Annotated in this window: 17 protein-coding genes; 9 read left to right on the top strand and 8 right to left on the bottom strand. The window is 73.4% G+C overall.

All coding sequences use genetic code 11. The features are described 5' to 3' along the window. Positions 1–36: 36 nt before the first annotated feature. Complete coding sequence (locus tag C4U44_RS01650) at positions 37–579, top strand: IS5 family transposase (RefSeq protein ID WP_103884151.1); 543 nt, start codon at positions 37–39, stop codon at positions 577–579. Positions 580–631: 52 nt separating this feature from the next. Beyond that, positions 632–1,156 (top strand): AAA family ATPase, encoded by a 525-nt coding sequence (locus tag C4U44_RS01645; protein WP_103883735.1) that lies wholly within the window; start codon positions 632–634, stop codon positions 1,154–1,156. 157 nt (positions 1,157–1,313) lie between these two features. Here the strand turns inward: C4U44_RS01645 and C4U44_RS01640 are convergent, their stop codons facing one another. Together C4U44_RS01640 and C4U44_RS01635 are read right to left on the bottom strand one after the other, a co-directional pair. Further along, a complete protein-coding gene (locus tag C4U44_RS01640; RefSeq protein WP_103883734.1) occupies positions 1,314–1,844 on the bottom strand; it encodes a DUF4262 domain-containing protein in 531 nt (176 codons plus the stop codon). A 54-nt stretch (positions 1,845–1,898) separates the two neighbouring features. Then, positions 1,899–2,813, bottom strand: coding sequence for an alpha/beta hydrolase (locus C4U44_RS01635; RefSeq protein ID WP_103883733.1), 915 nt, complete (start codon positions 2,811–2,813; stop codon positions 1,899–1,901). Between the two features lie 107 nt (positions 2,814–2,920). Here C4U44_RS01635 and C4U44_RS01630 point away from each other — a divergent pair, with 107 nt between their 5' ends. Then, positions 2,921–3,370, top strand: a complete 450-nt coding sequence (locus C4U44_RS01630) for a MarR family winged helix-turn-helix transcriptional regulator (protein WP_103883732.1) — start codon at positions 2,921–2,923, stop codon at positions 3,368–3,370. Positions 3,371–3,545: 175 nt separating this feature from the next. Next, positions 3,546–4,097, top strand: a complete 552-nt coding sequence (locus tag C4U44_RS01625) for a hypothetical protein (RefSeq protein WP_235031731.1) — start codon at positions 3,546–3,548, stop codon at positions 4,095–4,097. Between the two features lie 84 nt (positions 4,098–4,181). Here C4U44_RS01625 and C4U44_RS01620 read toward each other — a convergent pair whose 3' ends face one another. After that, positions 4,182–4,502 carry a hypothetical protein gene (locus C4U44_RS01620; RefSeq protein WP_146088181.1) on the bottom strand — a complete coding sequence of 107 codons (321 nt, stop codon included), beginning with the start codon at positions 4,500–4,502 and terminating at the stop codon, positions 4,182–4,184. A gap of 350 nt (positions 4,503–4,852) precedes the next feature. Here C4U44_RS01620 and C4U44_RS01615 point away from each other — a divergent pair, with 350 nt between their 5' ends. Then, positions 4,853–5,362 carry a Fic family protein gene (locus tag C4U44_RS01615; RefSeq protein ID WP_235031730.1) on the top strand — a complete coding sequence of 170 codons (510 nt, stop codon included), beginning with the start codon at positions 4,853–4,855 and terminating at the stop codon, positions 5,360–5,362. Positions 5,363–5,448: 86 nt separating this feature from the next. Here C4U44_RS01615 and C4U44_RS01610 read toward each other — a convergent pair whose 3' ends face one another. Continuing rightward, on the bottom strand, positions 5,449–6,345 hold the full coding sequence (locus tag C4U44_RS01610; RefSeq protein WP_103883728.1) for an aminoglycoside phosphotransferase family protein: 897 nt from the start codon (positions 6,343–6,345) through the stop codon (positions 5,449–5,451). Between the two features lie 310 nt (positions 6,346–6,655). On the opposite strand from C4U44_RS01610, the gene C4U44_RS01605 reads away from it, so the two are divergent. Continuing rightward, entirely contained in the window at positions 6,656–7,030 is a 375-nt protein-coding gene (locus C4U44_RS01605) for a peptidoglycan-binding domain-containing protein (protein ID WP_103883727.1), read from the top strand. Between the two features lie 114 nt (positions 7,031–7,144). On the opposite strand, the gene C4U44_RS41405 is transcribed toward C4U44_RS01605, so the two are convergent. Both C4U44_RS41405 and C4U44_RS01595 read right to left on the bottom strand, forming a co-directional pair. Continuing rightward, positions 7,145–8,056 carry a helix-turn-helix domain-containing protein gene (locus tag C4U44_RS41405; RefSeq protein ID WP_160144964.1) on the bottom strand — a complete coding sequence of 304 codons (912 nt, stop codon included), beginning with the start codon at positions 8,054–8,056 and terminating at the stop codon, positions 7,145–7,147. Further along, positions 8,053–8,799, bottom strand: coding sequence for a peptidoglycan-binding protein (locus C4U44_RS01595; protein WP_235031729.1), 747 nt, complete (start codon positions 8,797–8,799; stop codon positions 8,053–8,055). The genes C4U44_RS41405 and C4U44_RS01595 overlap by 4 nt, the downstream gene beginning before the upstream one ends. A gap of 416 nt (positions 8,800–9,215) precedes the next feature. Here C4U44_RS01595 and C4U44_RS01590 point away from each other — a divergent pair, with 416 nt between their 5' ends. Next, complete coding sequence (locus tag C4U44_RS01590; RefSeq protein WP_103883725.1) at positions 9,216–9,683, top strand: peptidoglycan-binding domain-containing protein; 468 nt, start codon at positions 9,216–9,218, stop codon at positions 9,681–9,683. 19 nt (positions 9,684–9,702) lie between these two features. On the opposite strand, the gene C4U44_RS01585 is transcribed toward C4U44_RS01590, so the two are convergent. Further along, complete coding sequence (locus C4U44_RS01585; protein ID WP_103883724.1) at positions 9,703–10,851, bottom strand: glycosyltransferase; 1,149 nt, start codon at positions 10,849–10,851, stop codon at positions 9,703–9,705. Between the two features lie 189 nt (positions 10,852–11,040). Further along, on the bottom strand, positions 11,041–12,132 hold the full coding sequence (locus C4U44_RS01580; RefSeq protein ID WP_103883723.1) for a hypothetical protein: 1,092 nt from the start codon (positions 12,130–12,132) through the stop codon (positions 11,041–11,043). Between the two features lie 145 nt (positions 12,133–12,277). On the opposite strand from C4U44_RS01580, the gene C4U44_RS01575 reads away from it, so the two are divergent. Further along, positions 12,278–13,528, top strand: coding sequence for a LuxR C-terminal-related transcriptional regulator (locus tag C4U44_RS01575; protein WP_107503970.1), 1,251 nt, complete (start codon positions 12,278–12,280; stop codon positions 13,526–13,528). A 54-nt stretch (positions 13,529–13,582) separates the two neighbouring features. Beyond that, positions 13,583–14,065, top strand: coding sequence for a VOC family protein (locus C4U44_RS01570; RefSeq protein WP_103883721.1), 483 nt, complete (start codon positions 13,583–13,585; stop codon positions 14,063–14,065). Positions 14,066–14,102 lie beyond the last annotated feature (37 nt).

Here is a 14,102-nt window from a genome sequence, read left to right as displayed (position 1 = left end):
TGACGATCGCCTCGCGCGGGGGCCATGGTTCGGTTCATGGGGCGGGGCGATCCGACGAATGACGAGTGGGCGCGGCTTACGCCCCATCTGCCGAAGTCCGGAGGCCGGGGCGGGCGTTGGAACGACCACCGAACAGTGATCAATGGGATCTTGTTCCGGATCCGCACGGGAGTCCCGTGGCGGGATCCGCCGAACCGGTTCGGCAGCTGGAAGACGGTCCATGAGCGTCATCGCCGGTGGTCGGCGGACGTCACCTGGGAGCGGATCCTGCAAGCTGTCCAGGCCGATGCCGGCGCCCGGGGTCGGATCGACTGGCGCATGGTGAGTGTGGACTCCACCTCGTGCCGAGCCCATCAGCACGCACCGAAGGACCAGCGGGCCAACCGCAGGCGCCGAGGAAGTCGAGGAGGCCAGCCTGCGGGCTTCGACAAGGAGAGATACAAGCGCCGGAACGAGGTCGAACGCACGATCAACCGGCTCAAGCACTTCCGCGTCGTGGCTACGCGCTACGGCAAGCGCGCCCACGTCTTCCACGGCACTGTCACCGTGGCCTCCATCCGCCTGTGGCTCAGCCTGTGATCGGGCAGACGAAACGGTGGTCGCCTGATCGGCTTCCCTGCCACGATCTGGTGTGACCACGTTATTCCTGATGGTCGGCCTGCCAGGGGCCGGAAAGACCACGCGGGCTCGGCAACTCGCCGCGGAACACGGCGCGCTGCGTCTGACGCCCGACGACTGGATGATTCCCCTGTTCGGCGAGGCGGAGGCGGACGGGAAGCGCGACGTGCTGGAGGGGCGCATGCTCTGGCTCGCCTTGGAGGCGCTCAGACTGGGCACCAACGTCGTCGTGGACTACGGCTGCTGGTCACGCGACGAACGGTCTGCGATCCGCTGGCTGGCGGAGGCCGAGGAGGCGCGCTTCCACATGGTCTACCTGCCGGTGGACGATGAGACCCAACGCGCTCGTATCGCCCACCGCTGGGCGACCACCCCCCAGGAGACGTTGCCGATGTCCGAGGCCGATGTCCTGCACGGGCGGGCGCATTTTGAGGAGCCCGACGCGGCGGAGCTGGAGGGCCGCAGGGTCGCTGGCCCCCCGCCTGGCTGGGTCGACTGGCGGGAATGGGCCGCCGACCGGTGGCCGTCGTTCGCGTGACTGCTGCGGCCCACGACAACTCATCCGCACCGGGCATGCCTGCAAGCCCGAAATGATCCGCCGGACAGGACCTCGCCCCCGCCCCCGCCCCCGGGCCCACTCCCCGACCCGCCCCCACGTGACCCTCGTCCACGAAGTGACCGCCGCCGGCGTCCGCTCAGAGTTCCTGCGTCCACACCCCGACGGGGTGGTCGTCGGGATGCAGGTCCAGCCTGGGCTGGTGGCTCAGCAGTCCCTCCCCGCCGGGCTGCCAGGGGAAGACTCCGTCGCGGGACCAGACGACTTGGAGGACCGGGAACGGCGGCTTGCGGTAGTAGCCGATCGCGGTTCCGAAGAACGCCTTGTACCAGCGGTAGCCGACGGTCCTGAGCGCGACGGGGACACTCGCGACGTCGTGCCGCTCCTGGCCGGCCTCCAGGGACCGTCCCTCGACGGCTTGCCTGCCGAGGTCGTTGAGCACTGTCTGCATGAGGCCGACGTCCAGGCCGAACATCGCCAGTTCGGGCATCCGGTGGGTGTGCCACAGGCCGATCGTGTAGGCCCAGCCGGGTCCCAGGTCGTCGGCGGGGATCATGACGACCTGCCACCCGTGCTGCCGGATGACGTCGACGGTCGACCGGGTCCGTGGGTCCGGTTCGTCGATGTCCTGGCAGAGGACGCAGTGGCAGGCGGCGCTGTCGGTGGGCACAGTCGCGAGGTTAGGGGACGCGCCGGCCTCACGGGGGAGCCGCCGGGTTCGGCTTCAGCGGGCCGGTGCGAGACGTTCGGTGCCCAGGTGGGTGGTGAGGAAGCGGGCGGCGCGGTCGAGTGCGGCGTCGGCCTCGTCGAGGCGGTCGTAGTGGTGCTGGAAGACGTGGGGCAGGCCGGGCCCGACGTCGAGGGTGACCTCGATGTCGTCGGCGGCGGCGCGGCCGGCCAGCCGGACCGCGTCGTCGAGCAGCACCTCGTTCGCCCCGACCTGCACGAGGAGCGGGGGCAGCCCGGCGAGGTCGGCGAACAGCGGGCTGGCCAGGGGATGCGCCCGGTCGCCCGCGCCGACGTAGAGATCGGCGTAGGCGCGCAGGTCGGCTCCGGTGAAGATCGGGTCGGCGTCGTCCTTGGAATGGATGCTCGCTCCGCCGAGGGTGAGGTCGACCCAGGGGGAGAAGAGGACCACGGCGGCCGGTTGCGGCAGCCCGGCCTCGCGGGCCGCGAGCAGCGTGGCGATGCTCAGGCCGGCGCCGGCGGAGTCGCCGGCCATGACGAGGTTCCGCGGGTCGGTGTCCGCCGCCAGCAGCTCGCGATAGGCGGCGAGTCCGTCGTCGACGGCCGCGGGGAAGGCGTGTTCGGGGGCCAGCCGGTAGTCCACCGACATCGCTCGGAGCCCGGCGCGGCGGGCCAGTTCGCCGGCCAGGCCGGCGTGGGTGTCGGGTGAGCCGATGACGTAACCGCCGCCGTGCAGGTAGAGCAGCCGGCCGCGGCCGGAGGCTCCGGCCGGCTCCAGCTCCAGGGTGGGCCGTCCTCCCAGGAGGGTCCTGCGGGTGGCCACGTCCTGCGGTGCGGGGCGGGTCATGGCTGCGGCGAAGCCGTCGCGCTGCTCCTGGGGCGTGGGCGGGGTCTCCGCGCGGGGCGCGGTGCGGAGCATGGCGTCCAGGGCGTCGCGCTGCTGTCGTGACATGGGGGCCTCCATGGGTCGGGATGCGAGGATGGATTCCGGGGAATCCATCCACCTGGACCCAACCACATTCCACGGAAGATGATTCCCAGGAATCTATTGGAGCAACTGTGAGCCACGTCACCCCGATCTTCGCCGACCTCGTCCGCGTCGAGACCCGGCTGTACAACGCGGTGAGCGCACGACTGCGCGCCGAACAAGGGCTGGGACTCGGGCAGTTCGAGTTCCTGGAGATCATCGACCGGGTGCCGGGATGCCGCGTGCTCGACATCGTCGGCGAGGTCGCGATCACCGTGGGGGCCGTCAGCAAGGCGGTCGACCGGCTGGTGGCCGCGGGCTGGTGCGTGCGAGCGGCGCACCCCCAGGACCGCCGCTCGTCCGTCCTCCGCCTCACACCCGAGGGCGAGAAACAGTTGGCCGCATCCCGCCCCGTCGTCGAAAGCGCACTCGGCTCACTGACCGCGTCGATCCCCCCCGACGACCTGACCCGCATCGCCTCGACCCTGGCCACCCTCCGCGCGACCCTCGAAGCAGGCGCCCAAGGCCACCAACCGGGCTGAGGGGACGAGCGGTCCGCGGCGGAGGTCGGCGGGATCGCTCGGACCGAGGGGCCCCGCGCCTTCGTGCGCCGGGGGCAACCGGGGCCGGGTGCAAGGGGGGTGGAGATGCGGGTTCCACCCGCGTTCCATCCGTGGGTTGAAGGAAGCGGGGCCGTCGAAGCGGATGCTCGTTGCCATGACCACCACCGACTGGATCCTCGACATCGTCCTCGTCCTCATCGTCTTCCGGCAGATGCGCGAGGAGCGGCTGACCGCCCGGACTGTGCTGCTGCCGCTGGCCATCATCGGCTGGGCGGCGACCACCTACCTCCACCACATCCCGACCGCGGGCAACGACCTGGAGCTCGCAGGGACGTTCGCCGCCACCGGCATCGTCTTCGGCCTCTTCGGCGGCCTCCTCACCCGGGTGCGGGTGGCCGACGGCCAGGTCCGCATCCGCGCCTCGCTCAGCGCCGCCGCCCTGTGGGTGGCCAGCATGGGCTTCCGCCTCGGCTTCGCCGTCTGGTCCTCCCACGCCTCCGGCGAGACCCACCTCGCCCACTTCTCCGCCACCCACCACATCACCAGCGCGCAGGCGTGGGTCGTCGCGCTGATCCTGATGGCCTTCGGTGAGGTCGTGGTCCGCCTCGGCACCATCGTCGTCCGCGGACAGCTCCACCTCGCCCGGGCCCGCCGGGACACCGCGGTCGCCCCCGCGCCGCAGCCCCGCCCGCACGCGTACGTGTGATGCCGATCAGGACAACGTCCCCCTGCGGCCGCGAAGGAAGCGGCCCCAGGGGGACGTTCGTGTCCGGGTACGGGCAGCCGCTCCTCAGGTGGCGGCCTGCGCGGGCACGGCCAGCAGATCCGCCTCCCCCGAGCGCCGCAGGAACAAGCGTGCGGCGTACGCCGGTTCGCCCGCCTGGACCTCCCAGGTCAGCCCCGTGACCGTCAGCGCGTCACCTTCCGCGAGCCAGTCCGCGGCAGCCTGGAACACATCCACAGGGTTGTTGGCCGCCAGCAGGAGCGTCGCGTCGTCCTCCACCGCCACCCACAAGCCGACGTGGTTGTTGACGAAGGATCCCGCCCGCTCCCTCAACTCGTCCGCCAGGGTGGGAACCCCGGGACCGTCACTCATGGGACCGTCACTCATCGTCGACCTCCTCGACCGTCGTTCACTACCGCCCGTGTGCCCCCTTCACCCTCTGTCAGTCCTCCTCCCTGGTGTCGTCCCCCACGCGGGTGACGCGTACGGGTCGCGAGCGACGGGGAGTTGCCCGAGCCCGGGGGATGCCGCCCGCGCACCCGCGGCGCATGGCACGCTGCCCCGGTGAGATCCGACCTGTGGCCCTTCCTGCTGAGCTGGGACGAGGTGGACCCCCGGCGGCACGCCTTCTACCCCGCGTCGGTGGCCGAGGTGGTGGGCTCCTCAGGGCCGGCCGGTCGGGTGCCGCCGCGCCCGGCGGTACGTCCGACATCACCTCGGAGGCCGCACCCGACGCCGTGGCCGAGGACATCCGCGACTTCGACGGCGCCCTGGACCCGGCCCGGGCACGGGGCCTGCTCGCGGCGCTGGAACGGGTACGGGCCGACGCGGAACGCGGCGCGACGCTCGACGTCGAGCTGCTGCGCGGCTGGCAGCGGCACGTCCTGGGCACGGCCCGGCCGCCGGAGTTCCGCACGCAGCCCGCCTTCGCCAAGGAAGGGCGCAAGCGCTACGGCATCGGCCCCGACACCCGCGCCCGCCTCGATGCCTGCCTGGCCGAGAGCGCATCGGGCGCCGGGCGGCCCCGGCTGACCGCCCGCGCCGCCCGGGCGTACCTCGACGTCTGCTTCTTCCACCCCTTCGACGACGGCAACGCCCGGGCGGCCTTCCTCACCCTCGTCTTCGTCCTCGCCCGCGAGCGGGTTCCGCTGCGCCACGTCGGCCTGCTGCGCCGGGTCTCCTTCCAGGCCGGCGACCCCGAAGGCGCGCTGGTCTTCGCCCGGTTCGTCGAGAACGCCGCCGGCTGAACGGTTCCCCGCGCGCCCGGCCCGCCGGGGCTACCACTGGGTCCGCAGGTATGCCGCCACGCAGGCCCGGTCGATCCTCGGCGACGTCACCGGCCCTGCAGGACACGATCCAGGGCGGACCGGCCCGCGGGCCCCCAGTTCGACTTGCCGCCGGGCAGCCCGCGGTCCCCGGCCTGACCCATCGACATCAGGAACAGGCTCTTCATCGCGGCCAGTCCGCGCGCCCGTCGCAACGCCGCCTCGTCCGCCTGCGCGTAGCTGTCGAAGAAGCGCGCGGCACCACCCGCGGGAAGCAGCAGCCAGGCGGCTGCGAGGTCCCACGCCGGGTCGCCGGCGAAGACCGCGCCGAAGTCGACGACACCCGCCAATGTCCCGTCCGAGACGACGACGTTCGCGGGATGGAGGTCGCCGTGCACCCACACCGGCGGACCCTCCCACTCCGGGGCGGCCACCGCTTCCCCCCAGACCTCTCGGATCCGGTCGGCGAGGTCGGTGGGGGCAGCGGCCTGGAAGAAGTGGTCGAAGCCTTCCGTGCAGTCCTTGGGGTGCGCGCCGAAGTCCGAAGCGGTCGGTGCGTCGGCGGGCGCCTCCACGTGCAGCGCCCTGAGGAAGCTCGCCAGCGTCTCGGCCGCGTGATCGCCGCGAGTGATCGAACCGTGGTCCAGCGGGGTGCCCTCCACCCATGTCATGACGGTCCAGACCTTGGGAAAGCGCTCGGACGGCGCGCCGTTCCGCAGCGGAACGGGAATCGGCAGCGGCAGGCGCGGGGCCAGCGTCGGCAGCCACCGGCGCTCCTTGAGCTGCAGGTCGGGGCTCGTGTCCATCCGCTGCATCCGGACGGCCAGCTCGCTCCCGAGGCGCCACATCTGGTTGCCCCAGCCGCCCGCCACCTCGCGGATGGGCAACTCGGCCAGATCCGGATGCTGTTCCCGGAGCAGGTCACGGACCAGATCTTCGCTGATCTCGATCTCGGGCTCGATCATGCCGATTCACAGTACCGGTGCGACGCGGATGCCACCGTGCCCCACGGCAACCGGCTCCCGGCCGGATCCCGAGTTCCAGGTCGTCCCGGGCGGGGCTCCTGGGGCTCGGTCGGTCCGTCCTCGCGCCCGCCGTCCCGGGCCGGCCTCAGCGCGACGGGCTCCGCCCCAGGTCGCGCCGGGGGACGTCCCGTCCTCCCCTCATTCGCCGCCCGGCCATGGCACTCCCCCGCCGGGCGCGCCGAGACTCGGTCGTCGTCAGAGCTTCAACGGGGCGCGGGGCCGGGCCGGTCCGCGCCGGAGGGGAACGATCATGACCGCGATGAGAGGGACGGCCCGCGCCGGGGCGCTCGCCGGAGCGCTCCTGGCAGCCGCGTCGATGGCGCTGACGGGAACCGCGCACGCCTCGACCGGTGCCGGCTGGATCGGCTACGGCTATGCGAACACCCACAACGGGGTGCTGTGCGTCCAGGAGGCCATCGACAACTCGCCCGCGCCCTACCACGTCGGCACCGACGGGTTGTTCGGGCCGGAGACCCATGCCGGCATCAAGGCGTTCCAGAGCTGGTGGAACCAGCACTACAGCCCGCATCTGAGCGTGGACGGCGTCGTCGGCCCGCAGACGGGCGACCAGATCCTCGGCTGGGTGGGCGCCGGCTGCTCCCTCTACGTACCCACCACCGACTGAGCCCGGCCGCCGTTCACGCACGCACAGGCCGGCCGAACCCACCCACCCGCGCCGCGCCGCGCGGAACTCCCGCCCGACAGCCCCGTCCCGGGCGGGAGTTCCCCTCCGCGGGGCTCAACCGCCGGAGGGGGCCCGCGCGGCGAAGCACTGGCCCGCGCCCGTGGACGGCCGCAGGCACACGGTCACCTTGCGGTGCGCGTCCACCACTGCCATCGGGGTGTACACGTAGCCCTGCGCGTCGTATCCGTCGGTGACCCGCACGTCCCAACTGCGGCCCGTGCCGGCCGAGACGGTGATCCGGTCGCCGACCCTGGATCGGCTCAGGCGCGCCCAGGCCGTGTCGCAGGACCGGCTGTAGTGGATGTCGATCCGCTCGCGGCCGGTCGCCCGGAAGGTCGTCAGGTTGACGAGGTGGACGCCGCAGAAGGTGCTGGCCGGTGACTTGCCGTCGCAGGCCGGGCCCTGGCAGGTGGCGGCCGGTCCGGGCGCCGGGCCGGAGGACGGCCACAGCGCGTAGCACAGGCCCGCGGCCAGCACGCAGCCCAGCGCGACCACGACGGCGGGCCGCCGGACGCCGCGCCACCGGACGGAGGCCGGGCCGGAGGGTGCGGGCCGCCCGGGGGGACCGGGTGCGCTCGGCGGCGGCACCGTCGTCACCGCCGAAGTGCCGTTGCGCGACACGATGTTCGGCGCGGCGGAGTCCGCCACGGCGCCCGCCCGGGCCGCCGGTGCGCTCGCCCCCACCGGGCCGGCATCCTCCGGCCCGGCCGCGGCATGCGAGGACCGGGTGGCGAGTTGGAGCAGGACCGTCAGGCGCCGCGGCGGCTCGTCCGCCAGCGCGCACAGCTCGGTGACCGCCGAACGCGGGGGCAGCGCCTTGCCATTGAGATAGCGCTCCCAGGACGACTTGCTGTAGGTGGTGCGGGCGGCGAGAGCGGCCAGGGTGAGGCCGGTGCGCTCCCGCAGCCCGCGCAACTCCCGTGCCAGGCGCGCGGCTTCTGGCGACAGGCCGCGGCCGTCGATCATGCCCGTAGCGCCCCCCAGGTCTGCGGGCCGACCATGCCGTCGACGGGCAGCCCGTGCGCGGCCTGGATGCGCTGCACCGCCCGCTGCGTCAACACACCGAAGATGCCGTCGATCTCCCCCGGGGAGAAGCCCGCCCGCCGCAGCAGGCACTGCACCTCGGCGACCTGGGGACCGGCCATGCCCTGCTGGACCAGCGCGGTCCTGGTCCGGGTCATCCCCGCGTACCAGCCGTCGGTGGCCCGGGTGACGTGGCAGGTGTAGGACGGCGCCGCGGCGGCGGTCGACGCGTGGTGCCAGGGCCGTACGACCAGGAGGGTCGTCCCGGCGGCCACCACGAGGACGAGGCACACGCCGGCGGCGTACAGCGGGCGCAGCCGCAGGCGTTTCCGCGGCCCGGCCGCGACGTGCGGTCGGTCGGAGCCGGACTCCCCCGCCGCTGCCTCCGCCTCCGCAGCCGCCTCCGCCTCGGGCGCTGTCTCCGCCCCCTCGGCCGCTGCCTCCGGCTCGGCCGTCCGCGCCCTGGCCCGGGCGTCCGCGGCCACGTCGTAGAGCGCGAGCAGCCGGGTCCCGTCCGCCCCGCACATCCGCACGAACGCCTCGACGGCCTCGCGCGGCGGCAGCGTACGGCCGGCGAAGTACCGCTCCCAGGACGCCCTGCTGTAGCCCGTCTTGGCCGCCACCTGGGGCAGCGTGAACCCGCTCGTGTCCTTCCAGTCCCGTAACTGCGCGACGAACTCGCGCATGCGGGGGTCCGTGTCGGACGGTAGCGGCTTACGACCCGGCATAGCCCACCCCCGCGTGCGTCACAGCGTTCTCACAAGAAGGTACCGAAGCACGGCCCCCCGCACCCCGCCCTGCACGGTATTTCAGTCAGCGCGCGGGCCAAGGGGGCGCATTGGCAAGGCCGTTCACGCCGGGACCGGACGCCCTCCCTCCGCCGGAAACGGTGCGCCACACGTCCCGGGGACACCTCAACGGCATCGGGGTTCCCGCAGGTCACCCGCCGGGACGTCCCGGGTTCCCCTCATCGGCAGGGCGGCCCTGGCCCGGCCGATCGCCCGGCCCGCATGCTCGATCCGCAACCAGGCAGCGCCCACCGAGCAGTGCGGCATCCCGCACCCCCCGTGCCGGCGCCGTCCCCGACCGAGAGGAAGAACCCATGCGCGCCAACCTCCTGACCAGGACGCTCGTCGGCGTCACCGCCCTCGCCGGCATCGCCGCCGGCGCTCTCGCGGGTGCGAGCACCGGCTTCGCGGCGCCGGTGCCCGCCTCGCAGCCGGCCGCGAGCTCCGTCGTGGCCGCCCCGGCCGCGGTGGACAACCTCGGCCTGAACTACCACCGGGCCACCGGCCTCCAGTGCTGGCTGCACAACAACGACTGGGGCTACAACGGCGCCATCGACGGGCAGTTGGGCACCGCCAGCTGGATGGCGATGCAGCGCTACCTGCGCTTCAACGACGGGTACACCGGCCCGATCGACGGGATCGTCGGCAGCGGCACCATCTCGGCGCTGCAGCGCGCCCTGCGCGGCGACTACGGCTACACCGGGGGGATCGACGGCATCGCGGGCTCGGGCACCAAGGCGGCGTTCGCGCGGTTCGCCGACGACATGTGGGAGGAGTGCTGACGCCCCGGCGGCCCGCCCCTCACACGGTGGCGCCCACCTTCGCGTAGACGCCCAGCAGTTCCTCCACCACGGCCTCGATCGAGAAGCGGTCGCGGACGAGCTGCCAGGCCGCCTCCGACGCGACCTCGTTCTCCTCGGGTTCGAGCAGGTCGAGGACGGCCGCGGCGACGAGAGCACCGTTGTCGGCGTCGGGGCGGCTGGGGGTGATCCGGCCGGCGCCGGCGGCCTCGATATCGGGGGAGAGGCCGCCGGTGGCGGTCGCCACGACCGGGACGCCGACGGACATCGCCTCCAGCAGGGAGACCGCGAAGGGCTCCACCACGGAGGGCAGGACGTAGACGTCGGCCTCGCGCAGGCGGCGCAGGACGTCGTCGTGGCCGAGCGGACCGGGGATCTCCAGGGCGTGGTCGACACCGAGTTCGGCCGCGAGCGCCTTCAGCGGCCCGACCAGCCCGCCGGTGTCGGGCCCCGCCAGCACGAAGCGGGCGTCGGGGTGGATGGCGAGCACGGCGGGCATGGCGCTGACGAAGTCCTCGGGGCGCTTCCGCTTCTGGACCCGGGCGAGGTAGAGGACCGTCGGGGGACGGTCGGTGCGCTGCGGGCGGCGGTCCTGGAGGGCGACGCCGTTGACGAGGCGGTGGAAGGTCGTCAGCGGGGTGTCGGGCACCACCGCCTGCACCCCGTCCCGCTCCATCCCGGTGAGGTGCAGGATCGCGTCGGCCCGGCGCAGCACGCGCTTCATGCCAAGCACGTCGACGGCCCGGGCGAAGACCTTCTCGGTGGGGTCGATCATGCCGTGCGTCTGGACCACCAGCGGCACCCCGGCCTCCAGCGCGATGAGCGCGAAGGGCAGCGTGATCAGATCCCGCATCAGGTGGACGTGCACCACGTCCGCGCCCTTGACCATGCGGCGCGCCTTCGCCAGCAGCCCCGGCGAGGTGATCCCGCTGACCTCGAACGCGGGCAGCACGTGCCGCGCCTGGTGGACGAAGGACGGCACCCCTTCGAGTTCGGTCGGCAGCGGACCGGTGAACCCGTCGCCGAGCGTGGCGATCCGGGCGTCGACTCCCTTGGCCCGCAACCCGCGTGACAGGTTCAGCGCGACCCTCGTCGGCCCGCCGAAGTCGTTGGTGGGCGTGTGCAGGGTGACCACATGCAAGACCCTCACGTACGCGACGCCTCCCCCTGTGCTGCTCCCCTGGTACGGCGCCCGCGCGCCGCCCCCGGCACCCCCCGGCACCGTCCGTACAGACTAGCGGCGGGGGGGCTCGTAAGGTGGGGCATCCCGGTGATCGGGGACGCATGGGACAAGGCGGCGAGTTGGTGCGACGCCGTGCCAACACCGTTCGGGCGAGGATCAGTTGTTCCAGGCGAGCCAGGTCTGGACCGCCGCCGCGGGCAGGTTCGCGTCCTGGCCGAACGCCACCAGCGCGTTCCCGACGGCCTGGCTGCCGGCGCTCGGCCCGAACAGCTGCTGGGCGGCGGCCGCCGCGATGCTCATCGCCGGCGCGACGGTGCCGCCGGCCAGGAGCGCGCCGACCCCGCCGGTGGCCCGCACCACCTGCTCCAGCCGCCGGCGGTTCTCCGCCCGGGCCGCCTCGTAGGGGTCGAACCGCACGACCCGTCCCGCGGCCTCGGTGATGACGTCCAGCGGGAGGAACAGGCGGTGGCCGATCCCGATCACGGCGAGCTCCAGCACCCGGTAGTGGTGCGACAGCGGGACGCGCTCCGAGCGGTAGTCGTCCCGCGTCACCCGGGCGAAGTGCTCCCCGCCGCTCCTGGACATGCCCAGCCGCATCAGCAGCGGGCCGATCCGGCGGGCCGCCTCCATCTCGCCGACCGCGTTCGCGTACGCGTGGAAGGCGTACGTCGCCACCGCGTCGCGCGCGGCCTCGCTCAGCGGGGGAACCTGCAGCGCCTGGTAGTCGGCCGGCAACGGCGACGCGGCGAGCTGGTCGCGGGCCCGCACGTTCAGCGCCATCGCGTCCAGCACCCGCCAGCGCAGCGCGTCGTTGTACTCGTTCACCCTTCCCTCGGCCAGCGCCGCGAGGTTGACCACCTGCCACACGAGCCGGCCGACCGCCTCCCGCCGCCTGCGGTCGTCGTAGCGCACCTTCGCCCGGACCAGGGTGCCGCCGACCGCGCCGCCGATCAGGGCGAGGGCCTCGACCACCTCCTGCTCCTCCGCGCGCTTGCGCGCCGACACCCCGAACGTGCGGCCCCAGGGCGACCGGGCCTGCTCGTTGAGCCGCTGGGCGACGATGCCCCCGGTGGTGGTGCCGACCGCCGAACCGTTGTCCACCTGCCGCTGCGCCGCCTGCACCTCCTCCGGCGACCGGTCCAGCATCCGCCGCATCTCGCCGAAGACCGTGGACCCGCGCGTGCTCGGCAGGTAGCTCTCCAGCCGGGTCAGCCCGCGACCCATCGTCCGTACGACCTCGGTCGTCATCACACAGCCCCCTGTCCCTCGATGAAGCCCTGCTCCGGGCCCCGCCCGCCGGCCCCGCCCCCGGGGGCCCGGCGGTCCTCACGATAAGGGCACGAATCATCACCAACCCATCCCAGATCCCTGGGATGTTTCTTACGCTGAGTGCATGTCAGGACACATAACGGAGGGCCCCGGCGGCACGGCCGCGAGCCGTCCCGAGGAGCCGCTGGCCGCCCTCGGCGCCGCCAGCACCGCACTGCTACGGCGCGTCCCCGCCGACGTGTGGTGCGCCGTCATGCTCGACCCCGCCACCCTGCTCGACACCGGCGGGCTGCACGAGCACGGCTTCCCGTCCCACCTCATGCCGCGGCTGTTCGAGATCGAGCACGGCACCCAGGAGGGCACCGAGCACATCCGCGCCCTCGCCGCCCGGCCGGGCACGGCCCACCTCCACGGCCGCCCGCCGCACGGCGCCGCACCGGGCGACGTCTACCACCGCGACATCCTGGCCCCGGCGGGCCTGGCCGACGAGCTGCGGGTGACCCTCAAGGCCGACGGCCACACGTGGGGACTGCTCGTCCTGTGCCGCACACCGGACTCCCGCCCCTTCACCGCGGGCGACGTGCGGGTGGCGGCGGAGCTGAGCGCGCCCGCCGCCACCCGGTTGCGCCGGGCCCTGCTGCTCAGCGGCGTCGACAGCGCCGACGCCCCCGGGGCGCCGGGGCTCGTCGTCACCGACCGGGACGGCGGCATCAGTTCCGTCAGCGCGACGGCGGCCTACTGGCTCGACCAGCTGGCCGAGGACCACCGCTCCGGGCAGAAGTCCGGGTGGTACACGCTCTCCGCGATCCTCCAGCAGGTCCGCCATGCTGGCCCGGATTCCGGCCCGGATTCCGGCCCGGGCTCCGGCCCGGCGACCGCCTCGGCCCGCGTCCGCGCCCGCAACGGCCGCTGGGTCACCCTCAGCGCGTGGCGCCAGGGCCTCGCGGGAGAGGAGCTCAGCTACGCGGCGCTGACGCCCAGCACTCCCAGCGAACTGGCCGCGCTCGTCCTGGACTCCTACGGCCTCACCCAGCGGGAGCGCGACGTGACCCAGCAGGTGCTGCTCGGGCGGTCGGGCGCCGAGATCTCGGCGGCGCTGCACATCACCGAGTACACCGTGCAGGACCACCTGCGGAAGGTGTTCGACAAGATCGGGGTCCGCAGCCGGCGCGAGATCACCGGCACCCTGTTCCTGCGCCACTACCTGCCCGCGCTGCCGCGTCCTTCGCTGTCCACGGACGGGCGGCTGGTGGACGGCGCGGCGGCCCCGCCCCCTCCGCCCGCTCCCCCCGCACGGCCCGCGCGGGGCAATCGGGCGACTGCCGGGACCCGTGCCGCGCGCGCCGATGAGTTTTGCCGGGCCGATCCGTCTTAGTGGAGGGGAGGCGGTGACAGGCGACCGCACCCCACGACGACGACGGAGGACGAGATGACGAGCGGAAGACTCACCACGTGCCTGTGGTTCGACGGGAACGCTGAGGAGGCGGTCGACTTCTACCTGTCGGTGTTCAAGGACGCCTCGCGCGGCCGGATCGGCCGCTACACCGAGGACGGCCCGGGCGAGACCGGCTCGGTGGTCACCGTCGAGTTCACCCTCAACGGCCAGCAGTTCCTCGGGCTCAACGGCGGACCGCAGTTCACCTTCAGCGAGGCGATCTCGTTCCAGATCGACTGCGCCGACCAGGCCGAGGTCGACCTGTACTGGTCGCGGCTGACCGAGGGCGGCGGCGAGGAGGGCCCCTGCGGGTGGCTCAAGGACCGGTTCGGGGTCTCCTGGCAGGTCGTGCCGAGGGTGCTGGGCGAGATGCTCACCGACCCGGACCGCGAGAAGGCCAACCGCGCGATGAAGAAGATGATGACGATGGGCAAGCTCGACATCGCCCCGCTCCAGGAGGCGTACGAGGGCGCCTGAGCCGGGTGGTTACGGCCCCATTCCCCCACCCGCGCGC

It is taken from the genome of Actinacidiphila yanglinensis (genome assembly GCF_900107965.1).
Classification (GTDB): Bacteria; Actinomycetota; Actinomycetes; order Streptomycetales; family Streptomycetaceae; genus Actinacidiphila; species Actinacidiphila yanglinensis.
Note: the sequence above shows the minus strand (reverse complement) of the source record. Positions and strands in the feature narration are given on the sequence as shown.